The sequence below is a fragment of the Nocardia sienata NBRC 100364 genome (genome assembly GCF_001613205.1).
In the GTDB taxonomy this organism is placed as follows: Bacteria; Actinomycetota; Actinomycetes; order Mycobacteriales; family Mycobacteriaceae; genus Nocardia; species Nocardia sienata.
The window spans coordinates 110535-126173 of record NZ_BDBX01000035.1 but is presented as its reverse complement, the minus strand read 5'-3'; the positions used below and the strand labels follow the sequence as shown (position 1 = coordinate 126173).

6 protein-coding genes and 1 tRNA gene (1 of these 7 cut by a window edge) are annotated in these 15639 nt (G+C 66.6%); 5 read left to right on the top strand and 2 right to left on the bottom strand.

Annotation, left to right across the window (positions count from 1 at the left end; translation table 11 throughout):
* Positions 1-55: 55 nt before the first annotated feature.
* A tRNA-Ala gene (locus NS4_RS19390) sits at positions 56-128 on the top strand.
* A gap of 1534 nt (positions 129-1662) precedes the next feature.
* On the opposite strand, the gene NS4_RS19385 is transcribed toward NS4_RS19390, so the two are convergent.
* Positions 1663-2223, bottom strand: a complete 561-nt coding sequence (locus NS4_RS19385; RefSeq protein WP_157106131.1) for a hypothetical protein — start codon at positions 2221-2223, stop codon at positions 1663-1665.
* A gap of 282 nt (positions 2224-2505) precedes the next feature.
* On the opposite strand from NS4_RS19385, the gene NS4_RS19380 reads away from it, so the two are divergent.
* Both NS4_RS19380 and NS4_RS19375 read left to right on the top strand, forming a co-directional pair.
* On the top strand, positions 2506-2757 hold the full coding sequence (locus tag NS4_RS19380; protein ID WP_063060940.1) for a hypothetical protein: 252 nt from the start codon (positions 2506-2508) through the stop codon (positions 2755-2757).
* Positions 2758-3024: 267 nt separating this feature from the next.
* Positions 3025-4431, top strand: coding sequence for a hypothetical protein (locus NS4_RS19375; protein ID WP_157106130.1), 1407 nt, complete (start codon positions 3025-3027; stop codon positions 4429-4431).
* An 8-nt stretch (positions 4432-4439) separates the two neighbouring features.
* On the opposite strand, the gene NS4_RS32980 is transcribed toward NS4_RS19375, so the two are convergent.
* Positions 4440-4616, bottom strand: coding sequence for a hypothetical protein (locus NS4_RS32980; protein ID WP_218020372.1), 177 nt, complete (start codon positions 4614-4616; stop codon positions 4440-4442).
* Between the two features lie 840 nt (positions 4617-5456).
* Here NS4_RS32980 and NS4_RS19365 point away from each other — a divergent pair.
* Positions 5457-6092 (top strand): hypothetical protein, encoded by a 636-nt coding sequence (locus NS4_RS19365; protein WP_157106129.1) that lies wholly within the window; start codon positions 5457-5459, stop codon positions 6090-6092.
* Between the two features lie 9 nt (positions 6093-6101).
* On the top strand, positions 6102-15639 hold the 5' end (the start) of the coding sequence (locus tag NS4_RS19360; RefSeq protein WP_063060937.1) for an amidase family protein. It continues 24302 nt past the right edge of the window; 9538 of the gene's 33840 nt are visible here — the first part of the coding sequence; the start codon lies at positions 6102-6104; its stop codon lies off the right edge, out of view.

Sequence of the window (15639 nt, the reverse complement as noted above, 5' to 3'; positions counted from 1 at the left end):
GCCTCCCCGTGGTGTAACTTCGTTCAGGCAGCCGGGGAACCGGCGGCAGACATCCGGGGCTATGGCGCAGCTGGTAGCGCACCACACTGGCAGTGTGGGGGTCAGGGGTTCGAGTCCCCTTAGCTCCACTTGAAACCCCAAGTCAGGCCCGGTCTAGTACCGGGCCTGACTTGTTTTATTCTGACCAACCCCCCGTTTATCCCCGGACTTGGTCCCGAAATGGTGTTGACGATGGTTCTGCCGTCATCCTGTTAGTGAAGTAGTGTGACCTGATCCGGGTGTATGTCCGGGACCGGGTGTCATTGTGGCAGGTCGGGTAGGTCCGCCAGTGTCTGTAGTGCGCCTTCGTACCAGGCGTGTACAGCCAGCCAGAGATAGGGCGGTCGTCCTTCCACGGTTTCCATCTACTGGGCCTTGTGGATCAGATACTGCAGCATCCGGTTGTCCCGAAGCAGGAACGGGTAAGGGAAGGAGCTGCCGTAAGAGAGGTGGGTTCGGCGCAATCTCGAACTCGTGAACCAGCTGCGAGTTCGGAGTCGTGTGTCATGCACCGGCGAGCGTCTCGGCAGCTAGCCGACATGCGGGCGTTGAGGCGGGTACTCGATGGCCTGGATTCGTGCGAGCGCGCGGCGGCCCCGGGTGGTTGCGCTGGCGATGCGGACTCCTCGTCGTTCTCGGTGTATCCACACCAGGTCGAGCTGGACTAGTTCGTCAAGGTAACGTTCGTAGCGCTGAAGGGTGGCGGGCGCATCGGAGGGCGCTGAACCGCGTATTAGTCGTGGCACCTCGATTTGACCGCACGCGGCGATAACCGACAGAAGCCAGTGGAGCCGCTCGCGGCGCCGGAGTTTTGTGGTGAGGCCCATTCCGCGAGGAACCCCCGATTCCATCAACGGCTCCGTCGCAGAAGGATTCGAAGAACTGCCACTGCGGTTTTTCGATGCTCGCGGTCGCGATGGAACACAGCTCCGACGGTAGCCACCAATACCGCGACGGAGGCGGGGACACCAACCAGGAAGGACAGCAGGCCAGCTGCAATCGCGCTACTCATGGATTCGACACTGAGGTCATCCCGTCCGGCAGGCAAGCCGCTCCTCGTTCGGAGTGGAAAATGGGGTGTATTGGCGTAGAGGGCCTGGTCAGGCTAGCAAAATATACAGATTGTGTTTCCGATCACTGAATGGCTATTCGTGCCGGAGTGGGCTGGCTGTGCTCGGTGTACATGACAGTTGCCGCCCGCTGATGTACGTGGCAAGGCTGAAGTATCGCTACGCGCGTCGAATGTGTCTGCTCGGACATCCCTCTGCCGTCACCGCGAGGCCAGCGGCTTGGCTGGTCGGACTCGGACTGAGCTGTGGTCGTGATTCTGTCGCACTCTTTGGGGTCTGTCGCGCTATATCGCGGTGGTCCGCTCTGCGGATTTCCTATACAAGCAGCAGGTCCAACCAGTCGAGGGTCGGCCGTCTACAGCCCGAATCGGAGCGGAACCGACTGTCACACAGACGATTCCGATAGCGGACACCTCGCCGGACCCTTCAGTTTCCCGTCGGCCGAAGCCGTGATGCCGTATACGCGTTCGGTGAGTTCGGGGATCCTCCCCGGGGCAGCGCCCGTCCCGGCCGGTAAGCCGGGCGGCGGGCTTTCGCCTTCCAGGTGCGGCTACTACAGGAGGCCGGTTCGGTCGGCGCCGGGGCCGGCAGCCGCCACGCGTGCCCGCCAGGCATCGCAGATCCGGCGGATTGCCCACTTCTGATCGTTGCCGTCGATACGGCATCCGTCGCGCGTGTAGTCCCACCGGTCGTAACCGTCCTCGTCGTAACCGTCCTCGTCGTAACCCCACGTGTCGAAGCCGGCGCGGTCATAGCCATCGCGGTCATAACCCCACCGGTCGAAACCTTCCTTGTCGTAACCGCGGTTATCGCGACCGAATCGGTCATAGCCATCGCGGTCATAACCCCACCGGTCGTAGCCGTGGCGGTCATACCCCCACCGGTCGTAGCCGGAGGAGTCATAGTCATCGGAGACGGGGGCGAGGTGCGTCGTGATCGAACCGATCCCTGGTTCCGCCGATGCCGGTGCCACTGCCAGGGCGGGGGCAGCGAACAGCGCGCCGAGCAGCGCGATCCGAAGCGAGGTGTAGCGCAATCCACGGTGCGCCGCAATGGTAGTCGACATGATCGATCTCCTATCCAGAACACGGTTCGCGTATTCCGGATGATCCATCGCCTTTACCCTTTGACGGGTTACAAACCGCAGATGAGCGTCCTGGCGAAATCTTTCGCGTCCGAGGGAGTTCGGATTCTGCGCCGGTCAGCTCCGCCGGGCCGCCCCGGCGGAGCGCAATCGTTGCCGGTGCTCGAGGCCACCGCATCCCATTGGCCCCATCGAGATTCAGGCGTTCTGCGATCGTCACTGACGGAGCCCGGAGGAGGCCGCGGGGCGTGCCGCGGCCTCCGGCCCGGTCAGAGCGTATGCGTCAACCGATCGGCGAGGATCTGCGCGAATTTGGCCGGGTCCTTCAGTTCCCTGCCGGCCATCCGGGCAGGCGCGGTCACCGCAGCGGCGTCCACCATCGCCATCACCTACGACTTTTTCCCATTCTCCTTCGACGACGAGAACCGCACGATCTTCTACACAGCCGCACTCGCCACTTGGGGCGCACAATGGTTCGTCTACTACTACGCATACCGCGCGCTGTATGCCCACAACGTGGCGACCGATACCGAGTCGACACGGGCGGCCGGTGTCATGCCGTGAGGACCCACGCGGTAGCGCCCGACCATTCCGGACGGCTATTGGTCGGGCTGGATACGTATCTCTTGCCGTTCAGGGGGTGTAAGCGGTTCGGCGATAAGTTGCACATCGGCGCCCTTGCCATGGCTGGCAAGAGAGGTCGGTTGCGCTCGCGCCCGGGTTGCGGGAATCTACCACCCGAGTGTGATCCTGACGGCCGAACAACGCTCTCCGGGTCGAGGTTCGCATACCGGCTTGCAGGGCAGAGATCCGCTGAGGTGGGAGTGTGCTGTGATCAGGTCCGGGAGTCCGGAACTCGCGGAGCTGGCCGATCAGATCGTCGCTGAGCTGCGTGAGCTCGCGCCGGACGGGTGCCGCAGGTTGGAGGCCGCGTTCGCGATGACCGTTGTCGCCGAATCGGCGCTGTTCCTCGCCGATGACGGCGACCACCCGGTCAGGTGTCAGGTGTCGGATGCGGCGTGGGAGTTGGTGCGCCGGCATCGGGACCTGTTTGCCGCCGACGAGGACGGGCCGTGGTGGCGGCTGGTGGTGCACGTCGATACCCAGGGGGCCGAGGTCGTCGCCGATCGGGGCGCGGAGCCGTTTCCCGGTGAGCAATTGTTCGCGCCGCAGGCGTATCTGGCGGATCTGGAACGGTATCCCCGTAGCAGGCTCCCCGTGTGGCTGGCCGCCTACCTCGGACGCGGTGAACCCCAATCGAGGTCACCGCGCGCGGCCGCGGACGGCGTGCGCGCTGATCGGAGTGCGGGCGTGCAGGCAACCCCGGTGATCGGCGAGTTGCCGGATCTGGCGGTGGTGTGGGCCCGGTGGGCGGTGCTGGCCGCGGCCTTCGTGGCGGCCGGATCGGAACGAGGCCCGCGGATCGGCCCATCGGTCGGCATCTTCGAAAGTTCGGGACGCAGCGGTTCGACGTTGACACTGCTGCCCGGTGACCGGGCGGTGCTGTCGGGCGGTGTCTGGGACGCGCCGGTTCTGGAAGCCGCCTACAACGGGCACGGCGCGATGCCGAAATTGTTTTCCGGAGCGCCGGATTGGGTGACCGACCCGGTGCTCAACCCCCGCGTGATGACCGGCATGCTGTCGTTTTGTTACTGGTGGGATCAGGGACAGTGGTACCGCGGCGAATCCGCTCCGATGGCGGAATGCGCACCTGCGTTGCCCGCCGTGTGGACGGCCGATGCGGTGGCGAAAGTAGTGGCAGGCGTACTGGATCGCCCGTCGCCGGATGCCGCCGAAGTGCTGGTGTCGGCTGCGCAGGCCGCGGCGGTGACCCGTGCGGCGATCGTGCAGGTTGTGGGCGAGGACGCCGAGGTCGATATCGACGGCGCCCTGTTCCAGTTCGTGCTCGCCGATCTGGTCGCCGGTGACATCGTGGGGATTCAGCAGGCGGAGGCACTCAACCTGGTTCGTGATCACATCCGCAGCCGGGGTTACGACACGACCGGATTCCCGCTCTCGACCTTGCGGGCCGAGCGGATCAGCGTGGGCTGGATGGTGCGATCACCGGTGCCGGATGGAGAGATCGCGCTCGACCGGGCGGTCTTCTATGTCGCAGACGATGGTGCCGTGGAGCGGTCGAGCTCGTCGGTACCGCTGTCGGCGTTCATCACCGATTTCGAGCACCGGTTCCGGCTGCGGACCGGCGGACCGATGTCATCTGCCCGAGGTGGGAGATGAGCGGCGAACTACGACTGGACTTGGATGACCTGCGCGAGCGTGGCGCGCGGCTGGCCGATATCGCTGATCGGGTGCAGCAAACACACGCCGGGCTGCGGTACTGCTTGCAGCAGGCGGAAGGCAGCTTCGGCGACGACTATATGGGGCGCACCTTCGCCGAGCAGTTCACGCCGCGCGCCGAACAAGTGGTTTCGACCGTGCAGGCCATGGCGGAAGGAATGCGCAGTAACGCGGCCGGAATCATCAGCGCCGCCAACGACTTCGGCGCACAGGACATAGACAGCGCCGCGCGCGTGGCCGGGGCCGCCCAGGATCCGGGTCCGGGACCGGCCGGCATCGCCGAGTCGCCCCCGGCGGGTACGGTCGGCCCACAATCGCCGGCCGAGGGACCCTGGCCGAACCCATCCGATCAGGCCGTGGTGACGCCGGAGCAGAATTCGCCGGTCTCTCCCGTCGGCGGGCCACGGAGCACCGACCAACTCCCGGCCGGTGGGCACAACCGGCCCGGTAGCGCACCGGCACCGGACGGATCCCCGGGGCGTGCCGCTGCGGACAACGGACCACGGTCCGAGTCGCCGTGGAGTCGTTCCCGCCCCGAATCCGGTCCGGTGAGCAACGAGGCGACCGGCACCCCCGGCCCCGGCCGGCGTTCCGGACCGGCGGTGCCGCCACCGTCCTCCGCGGTCTCACCCCCGCCGGTAGCAGCCCCATCGCGTAATACGCCTCAGACGTCGGGAAGACCGTCCGGCAGCCCCGTGGCAGGGCCCGCGGGACGGGCCGCAGCCCCGGGGACCGAGACGCCGCCCCGCACGCCCGGCCAACCCGGAACGCCGGGTTCCCCTGGAAACGCTGGAAGGCCCGCGAACACCGGGCAGGCTCCGCAGCAAGGTCCCCCACCACGACCGAACTCACCGGCCGGCGACAATGGCCGCGACCGTGATCGGCGCGGCGGCCGCGAGCGGTCGCCGGCCGATCCGGCAATCGAACGGCTGGCACGCGCATTGGCCGAGCGGCACGGCGTCGAGGTGACGGGTTTCGATGCCCCCGATCTTCAGCTCGCGCCGGTACAGGAGTTCGTGACCGCGGTGGACCGGGTCCTCACCGACTACCCGATGATCGTGCTGGAGACCGTTGCGGTCGCCGAGCTCGAGGACGAGCTCGGCACGGTGCGGTGGGCCGGGGCGCCGACGGACAGCGAAGGCGGTGCCCGGTCGATAACCCTCGACCGGCGCGCCGCACAACAGCCGCAGCCACCTGCCCGATCATCCCGGCCATCCGGACACCCGCAGGACCCCACCGCCGATACCGAGGAAACGGGGGAGACGACACAGCCGGATATCTACACAGCCACCTTGCGGGCATTCGGCCGGGCTTTCGACGCTGCCGGTGGCGGTGTCGCACACCGGCGGGCACAACGCGTCCTGATCTCGGAGTACCTGGACACCCAGCCGCGCCCGCGCCCTGCGCTGTCCGAAATGGTGCGCGGCTACCGGGAGTGGCGTGCCGAGTTGACCGGGAATGCCACGGAACGAGGCGGATTCGATGTGGACGAGGCGCTCGGCGTCGCGTTCGCCGAGGTGGTCCAGCACGGCGAGAAGGCCGGTATTCAGGCACGACTGCTGCATGCGGTGCTGGTCGCCGCGGCAATCCGACCGGGGTAGGGCGAGGCGATGGACGGTTCGCTGTTCAGCCCGGTCGTGCAGCTACGCAACGCCTTCGAATGTCTGCCCGGATTCCTGCGTACTCCGATCGAGATGGTGGTGTTCGGTGGGGAGCTTCCCGGCGCCGACATTTCCGGGATGCGCCGGATGGTGGCCGAGCTGCGTGCCCGCAGTCTGGAACTAGAGGGCCATTCAGCCGATATCGACAGCCTTTTGGCGCGGGAGGATTCGGTAGGCGAGACGGCCGAGCAGTTGCGTGAGGCGTTGAGTTCCTATCGACAGGGCGCGGCTCAGCTCGGCAAGGATGTGAACGCCCTGGCCGATCAGGGACAGGCGGCGGCCAACGACGCGGAGAAATGGCTGTGCGTGATGTTCACGTTCGGCATCCACCTGGCGTGGAAGATCTACGGTTTGCTGGCCGCCGCCACGGCGTCGGGCCCGGCCGGCCAGGTGGCGGCCGCGCCGACGGTCGAATCCACGCTGGTCCAGGGGCGCGCCGAGGTCGCCGTGATGCGCGCGAACCTACAGCGGGCCATTCAGGCGGGTGGCGCCAAGGCGGCCGCCCAGCTGAGCGGTATGGGGCCGGCGCAGTTCGCCAAGTGGATGGGCACGGCGGTCGCGCTGCCCGTCGGTGTCGAAGTGGGCGTGCAGGCGCTACAGGTCGCCACCGGGGACAGAGCGCTCGAGATCATCGGGGAGGATGGTTCCAACCCCACGGGCATCGATCTGAAGTCGATCGAGGTGGCCGCCGTGTCCGGCGCGGGCGGAGCGGTCGGCGGCATGCTCGCGGGCCGGTTCGCTCCGATGGTGTTCCCCCAAATCGGGACCAGTCGTCTGGCCATGGGCTTGGTGCATGGTACAGCGGGGGCGATCTCGGGCCTGGGTGCGGCGGCCTTGGTCGCTGGTTGGCCGCAGCATTACACGGAGGTGCTGGGGCCACTGCTCAACGGTGCTTTCTCGGGAGGCGTATATGCCCAGAGCGCCCGTCCGCCGGCGATCGACGGTGGCGCACCATTCACGCCGCCCGATGCGATCTCGGCGGGGCACGACGCGAATACCGCGGCGCCTCGGCAACCGATCGAGATATCGGTGGAATCGAAACGGGCGTGGGAGGCCGCAAGGCAGACCTGGAAACCGGCTGCGGAGACCGCGAATACCGCTGGTGAGCGTGGCGGTGCTCCCGCCGAGGTCGCGGGGAACGCAGCGGCCGCGCAATCACAATCACGGAGTGGGCAACAGCCATCGGCTTCGGCCGACGGCGCGGGTGGTGGAACACCCACCGCGACCGGTGGTCGAGCGCCCGAGGGAGCCGCCGGTAGAGCGCCCGAGGGAGCCGCCGGTAGAGCGTCGGAGGGAGCGGGTGGTCGATCGTCGGGGTCGCAGGCCGCTGCCTCGTCCGACGCCGCCGCGGCTCGGCCGCGTTCGGAAGCGACCACAACGGTCGAGCGGCCACCGGCGGACAAGCAGGGCGCTGCCGGCCGAGCGTCCGCGCCGCGCTCGGTCGAGGCGGCAGGCGAAACCGCGCCGCCGCCGAAGATCCCGACGGACGCGCGTCCGGCCGACGGGGTTCCCGAAAAGGCCGGTGCTCCGGCCGCAGCACACGCCGCGGTCGCCGACGGTGCCGGCAACGAGGCATCGGCGCGCCCCCATCCGGTCGCCGAGGGCGATGCGGGATCGCCGGATGCCCGCGCCGAACATGGGCCGCCGGTTGGCGACGAGCCTGCGACCGCGCAGCGGGATTCGACCGCCGAGCAGTCCGGCCAGGAAAGACCTGAGAGCTCGGCCCGGCCCGAGACGGACGGCACTGACACCCATGCTGCGGACGAACATTCGGCATCCGTGCGCGACGAACAGAATGTTGCGGCCACCGATCATGACAGTCTCGCCGAAGCCGCCGGTCTGCCACGCAGTGACCGCGACCGGGCGGTCGATCTGCTGATCGACTTCCACCAGGCCTCCGCCGAGCATGTACCGGAAAGTCAGCGTCTGTCCAACCTTCCGGACGACGTACTGAAGGCCGGACTGCACGGCGGCGATGAGCACCAGTCGATGCTCGCGACAGTGGAGCTCATCCGGCGCGGCACGGTCAGTGACGCGGTGCCGGGCGGCATGGTGTTGCGGGTCGAGCAGGCGGAAGCTGTCTACGCGATGAAATCGCGCCCGGTGGAGATGAAACCCGGCGAGGGCAAATCGCTGGTATTCATGGCGACCGCCATACAACGCGCGGTGCACCACGGCTCGGTTCTGCTCGTGACAACGACCGATGGGCTGGCCAATCGCGAAGTCGTCACGTATGAGAAGTTGTTGAGCGACTCCGGGCATCAGAAGTTGATGACCGACTTCGGGATCGACGTGTTCCGCGCCGATCAGGAGAACGGCTTCGGGCCGTTCAAGGAAGGCCGGCCGACGATCGTGGTCGCGACCGGCGAAACCGTCGGCCATTTGTGCAATGCCGGTAAAGAGCCACCGCGGCATGTGCTGATCGACGAGATGGACGGCATCATCGACCGCGGTGAGCGGCAGTTCCTGCTGTCCGAAGGTCCCGAGCAGAAGGCTCCGGAGGAAACGGCCCGGCAGGTGTTCGGCGCGCACAAATTCCTCACCGAGGCGCTGGCGGACGGGTCGCTGTCGCACGAAGATTTCGGCCTCCGGCGAATCGCCGAGGAAATCGGCGTGCAGGCCGACGGCACACCGGAGATCATGTACTGGTACGACGGTCAGCCCGAGCTCACTGCCGGGGGGCGGGCAAAGGTCGAGGCGCTGCCGAACGGCCAGAACTGGCTGGAGGGAATGGGCGCCTCTCGGCTCGAGACCGCCGCCCACGCCGAATTTCTCGTCCGGGCAGGTGTCCACTACGAAATGGACGCGGGCAAGATCGTCATCATCGATCAGGCCGAGCACGGGTTGCAACGGAACCCGAAGACCTCGAGCGAATCCCGGTGGAGCGCGGAGCCGGGTAAGGCGAGCCTCGCGCAGGCCATCGAGGCGAAGGAGATCCGCGCGGCCGAGGCCCGAGGGGAGAAGGCCGGGGACCATCAGATCGTGGTGCGCGCGGATGCGGAATCCGCCAAACGCCTCGATTCGGTCGAAATCTACCGTGTCGGAGAGGGATCCTTCTTCGATGAGGTAACCGGTGCGTCCGGCACGCTCACCGACCTGAACCCGGTGCTGAAGAAGATCTACGGTCTGGAACCGGCGCACGAGGTCGGACGGTCACAGACGCATCGGCTGGTGGAAGGCCAGCCCGATGTGGCCGACAGCACCCATGTCAAGCTGAGCACGATCGCCGAATACGCGAACGAGATGCGGAACGGGGGTGCGGGACGGTTCCAGGAGATCCTGTGTCACCGCAACGACCTGGTCGCCCGGCAGGTGGAGGCGCTGGTGCGCGCGGGGGTGCCGCGCGAGGCGATCGAAGCGGTCGACGCCAAGCGGATCGTCGGCTGGGGTGCGGACTGGGAAGCCCAGCTGCAGAGAGTTTTCGACGAGGCCGGCGAGCAGGGCAACATCCTGGTGATCAACAAGCAGGGTCAGCGCGGCGTCGACATCTCGGTGTCGGATGCGGTGAAGGCCATCGGCGGCATGCATGTCTGGATGACCGAGGCGCCGGAGCAATCCTACATCCACGAGCAGGCCAAGAATCGCACGGCACGTAACGGTCAGCTCGGCAGCGCGCAGGTGGTGATGTCGCCCCAGGACGCGCTGATTCGCAATGCCATGCACCTGCGCGAGGTCCGTGAGGCGGTTATCCACTACGAACAGACGGCGTCCGCGCACGCCGCCGATCCCACCTTCCGGACCCACGACGCGCTGGTCGAGGCACGCCAATCCGTCCGCGAGCTGGTGCCCGAACTACAGCAGCGGGCGCTGCGGCACTCCACCGCGGATTTCGTCCGGCACCACGTCCACTACACCGACCCCAACATGCGCTTGGTCACCCTCGCCGAGGCCGACACCGGGCAGTACGACAACGACCGCGATTTCACCCGCCCTGACGGGCCGGCAGACCGGGCCGCGCGCCTGGCCGGGCTGCTGGGTATCCCGGCTCCCGAGGTCGCGAATCAGATCACCGCACTCGAACGCGCCGGTGTCGACGACCCGATGCGCGAGTTGCTGCACCAGGCCGGTATCGCGCCGGCAGCGGCCGAGGCACTGAAACAACATGTCGACGAGACCGCTCCCGCGGCGGCGCGGGACAGAGAAACTCTCGGCAACGAAGACGCATTGATCCATATAGGCCGGTTAAGGGGGGAGCTCGCCGAACAACTCGGTAAACAGCTCTCGGATATCGACGGCGCCGAAGGTATGCGCATGCTCGATCCCGAAGTCACCGAGGCGAGGGACGCGCTCGCCGCAGCGCTGGGTTATCCCGCCGCCGGCATCAATCCCGGTATCGCCCGCGACATCCTCGGTGAAGCGGTAGGCGATCACCTGCCCGCCGCGAACACCGCAGAATCGGCTGCGCGCGCCGATACTGCCGCGGCTACCGCACATTCCGAGCCAGCGGGTGACGGCCTCCAGGATGCGACATCCCGGGATGCCGCTGCTCAGAAGTCCGACACGCAGGACAGCGACGTCGATCACGGGACAGCCGACGATATCGTTGCTGCCGCGTCACGCTATTTGGCACTTTCGGCGCTGTTCGATTTGGTTGTGCAGTTCCATCGGCGCAGTCCCAACAGTTGTGTCAACAATGCCGTGACCGGAATGCGAGTGTTGTGTCCCGACAACGCCGACCGCTTCCAGGTGCCTCGGACCAGGACCAAAGGATACGGCCACGACGATGTGCGCGACATATTCGGCGCCGAACTGCAGCAGGCCGGATCGCTGGACCAGGTCGCCGAATCGCTGAAAACACGGCCCGGTGGAATCACCGTCCTGGTCTACAAATGGAAAGACACCCGAGCCAACGGCACCAGCACCGAGGCCGACGACCATATGGTGCTGCTGGTCAACGACAGCACCTCGGTCGACAAACCCAACCTGGTCGTCGTCGACCTGGCCGCATCACGCGACCGCAACACCGACAACGACTACGGTCCACGCGATCTACGCAACCGCCGCACGTTGCTGAACAAGGCCGTCGGATTCGATGAATGGCGCCGCGAACAGGAAGTATTCTTCAAGATTCCCCCGGACAAGCGGCGGTTCGAAACCATCGAATTCGACCGGGACGGCAACCCCGTCCCCCGCTCCGGCACAGAAGTCTCCGACGCCGAGACTCCGCCACAAAACCAGCAAGTCGACGTTCCGTCGGCCATGCAGGATGAAACCAATGCGATACCCGTTGGACGACCGGGCCCGGCAGAGGCGATACCGGTTCGATCGGGTGCCGCTGGGGATGTATCGAACAATCCGCGCCGTGACGAATACCGGCTGGTAGGCAGCCGCCCCCACGACGGTCCGGAGTTCGGCCATGACTACGAGCCGAACGACCTCGCGGATGACGAAGACTTCACCGTCGCCGACCTGGTCGACGAAATCGCCTACGAATGGCTCGGGCTCGATGGCCTGCCGTCGCCGGATTCGGCTCAGTACGCGCAACTGCGCGAAGCAGTACAGCAGCAGATGCCCCCGGAACTGAGAGAGGTGATGACCGGCGATCTCGAGGCGCTGCTCTACGCGATCGCTCAACTCCCGACCGAGCAGCAGCGACACTTCGCGCAGCTGTTCTACCTGAACAACCTCCCTTTCGGGCGGGTTGCGACCGAACTCGAGGTCGACCGGGTCGCCGTTCGGGCGCTGCGCCGCGACGTCCCCCGAATGCTGGCAACCCGGATGGCAGACCCGATCGAGCTACACCCCGATGCCGATAGGCTTCCGCCTGCCGGATCCGATGAGTACACCCGGTTGTCCCGAGCGGTGCAGTGGCGCCTTCCCGCCGAGGTGTGGTCGGCCGCGGATGGCGATCTGACTGCACTACTCGAGGCGGTCGCTGGGCTGCCCGAGGCCTCCCGGCAATATGCCGAGCTTGCCTACCTGAAGGGTCTGGCACTCCCTGAGGTCTGGGAGTCGATGGGGAATGTCCGCGGCGTGCTGCGGCAGCACGTACCGCGCCAGTTGACCGAATATCTCGCCCGCGGCCCGATATTCGACGTCGGCTATGAACTCCCGCTTCCGGGTTCGCTACGGTACACAGAGCTCTTGGAGGCCGTCCGCGGGCGAGTGCCGGACCAAGTAGCCGCTGCGATGAACGGCGACCTCGGGGCGTTGATCCGGGCAATCGCGGCGCTTCCGCACCAGGAGCGTATCTACTGTGAAAAGGCGTTCTTCGGAGGCGCCCGCCCGACCGAGATGACACAGATTTTGAGCCTGCGCTCCCACCGGGAGACGGCACAGGTACTGATCAAAGCCACATCGCGGCTGCTGGTCGAACTGAACCGTGATGACACGCGTCACCGCGCGGCCACCTCGGCGGCGAATACCCGCGACGCGATCGCCGCGCGGCTCGGTCCGAGCCCGGCCGGGTGGGTTTCGGAAACTCCTGCGATTATGGAGGAGCTGCGAGTCACCTATGATGATGCCCGGGCGAACCTCGCCACACTGCTTGCCGTCGATCCCAGCGTGATCCGTATCGGATCAGTGCGCCAGGCGCTCGATATCGTCCAGGCACAGCTACGGGCGATGAGTCCGGACGCGCTCGCGACAGCTGTTCGTTCGGGAGCTGCCTCCCGTCTCGGGCTCTGGATCGGGCAGCGCGTCCAGCTGGACAACGATATTCAAGCCGCGACAGCTCGAACCATAAACGACGGTTCAGTGCCGACGGACCTCCGGGATCAGCTTTTCAGCACGGGTGAACGCCTGGACGCCGAGCTGCGGCAGCTGCTGAGTATTTCGCATTTGCAGGCGGTTTCGGACAGCGGGACGGGACACTCCACCAGCGAGCTCCGCCGATTGGCCGAGTTGTCCACCGTGTCGGACCTGTCCGCGCTGGTCGCGGCGCTCGACCTGTTCTTCGGTACCACCGACAGCGAGCGACTGCTCCAGTTCTGGGACGAGGACAGTCGCCCGGCACACCACGTCTTTCTGCTATCCCGCCTCACGGGTGCAGGCACGGCTACCGACCACGATCCGCTCGGGACGCCATCCGTCGATCCGGCTCCGTCGGCCAGAGATTTCCGAGCCGACCTCGGCATCGAAGGCATTGCCACCCTGCGTTCCGTCCTGTCCGACGGCTGGGGCGTCGACCCGAAGTCGATGGAGCAAAACGCACTCCGTGAGCGCCTCGAGGTCGTGCAACGAAGCTTGCGCGCTCTGGACCGCGAGGGCTGGCGCCGAATCGCACGAACAGGGCAGTTCGGCGATGTCATGGCGTGGATCCATCGCCGAATGGCGCATAACCCCGACGTTGCGAGCGATGCCCTGGAGCACGAGCTGTCTCAGCTGCTGGAGCCCGCCGGATGGGGTGCGACGCAACCGTTCGAGGCCGGCGATCCGCTGTCGGTACTGCGGGTGATCGCGGAAGCCACCGGCGAAACGGCACTCCGGGGCCTGTTGTCGCTGACGGAGCTGTTCCTCGGCCTCGACGTGTCGCAGGCCCACCGGCGGCCACGGGCTGTCGATGTCGCGCGATTGGCCGGCGTCGACGAAGCCACGGTCTCGAATGTGTTCGGCAGCTATGCACGCCGCGGCAAACCGGCCCATACCGAGGAAGAGCAACGTGTGCTCATCTCGGCACAGTGGCTCGGATACCCGATACCGGCGGACTACCGCAAAGCCATTGACCCCGAATTCGTCCAGACGCGGTGCAAACCACCGCGGTTCGACGGTCGCGATTTCATTCCCGGAAGCTTTGCGGTGCAACCCTCTACCGCGCGGGTGGCTCGCATGGCCGGGGTCGACACCAAGACGGTCAGCGCAGTCTTCGCGGGCGAGATCGATGCGGACTCCGATCGCGGACGAAGGGTTCTCGAAGCGGCAGACCGGCTCGGGTTCTGGCACGCACGCGCCCACACGGCGGACTTCGTCCAGATCCATACCCTACGTGTCGAACTGGCCAGGATACTCGGTCTGGAGCCGAGCGCTGTGGATCGTGCGACGGTCCTGGCGGGGTTGCGTAGACGGGCAATGGCAGCTGCCGAACCGGACACCGTGCGGCTGACCGAGCTCGCCGATCGTTTTCTGGATCTCGCGGGGTGGGAGCTGGATCAGCAGTTGACGCACCAGGATATTGCACGGCTCGCCGGTGTGAACCGCCGAACCGTGAACAAGGTTCTGGCTCGTGAGGAACCCACCCATACGGAAGAGGAACAGCGAGTCCTTGTTGCCGCCCAGTGGCTGGATGTGCCGCTTCCGGCCGCGCTGCGGGATGCCATCGACCCCGAGTTCGTCGCACAGCGGTTCACGCCCCCGACATACCGGGCAGGCGGAAACGTTTCGGCACGTTTCACACCTCAGCCGACGCAGGCACAGATCAGTGAGCTGTCCGGTGTCGATCGGGCGGCTGTCACCCGGGTTCTCAACGGACGGATTCCGGCGGACAGCGCGCGGGGACGCAAGGTCCACGCTGCCGCCGCCCAACTCGGCTACTGGTGGTGGGACGCCACCCGGGCGCTCGAATCACAGCCTGCCGCGGGCACCGCTGCGCCGGACGAATCGGTCACCGACAACGCCGACCCAGTCCGTCCCGATCGGCCGCTCGATGTACTGCAGGTGCAGATCCTGCGCACCCGGCTGTCCGAAATCCTGGGAATCGACCCGGATGCCCTACAACAGGACTCACTGCGGACCGCGGTCCGCACCGCGCAGGCCGCACTCGAACTCCTCGACGGGCGCGGCTGGCAGCGACTTCTTGCCGACGGGAATCCGACAGCGTTGATGCGGTGGATCGGCCGATGCGTGGAGCAGGGCCCGGCCGAGGCCGTCATGGCTCGACTACAGAGCCTGCTCACGCTGCGGGAGGACGATCGGATCGCGATACCGTCCGCGGAAGATCCGCTGACCGAGCTGCGACTGGCCGGCGAAATGGCGACAGAACCGAACCTCGTCCGATTTGTCGAGCTGGCAGAACTGTTCCTCGAACTCGGCGAGTCGGAGGCAAGCGCGACGCCGTCGCGGTCGGACGTGGCCCGGCTGGCCGGAGTGGACCGGGGGACAGCCATGCTCCTCGACCAGGACGAACCTGCGTATACGGAGGAAGAACAACGTCTCCTGGCTGCAGCACTGTGGCTGGGCTATCCGGTTGCGACCGCACTGCTGTACGCGGTCGACCCGATGTTCTTCGCCCGCAGATTCGTCCCCGGCAACTACTCCGCGGGCCGATTCACACCGTCGAGGTTCGCGACACAACCCAGCCAGCGTGCGGTGGCCGAGGCAGCGGGCGTGGCGGCGTCGACGGTGAGCGAGGTATTCCGGGGAGAGATCCGGGCAGACTCGGAGGTCGCGCTCCGGGTCCACGAAGCCGCCGAGCGTATCGGCTACTGGCGGCATATCCGCCGCGAGGTCGACGTCGAGTATGTGCATGCGCTCCGCACCATCCTGGCCAGTGCAATGGACGTGCATCCAGCGGATCTGACGCGGGAGAAGGTGACCGCCTACCTCCAGCGAT

Excerpts from the sequence above, each read along its gene's own strand:
- NS4_RS19385 (WP_157106131.1), bottom strand. The coding sequence starts at position 2,223 with ATGGATCATCCGGAATACGCGAACCGTGTTCTGGATAGGAGATCGATC.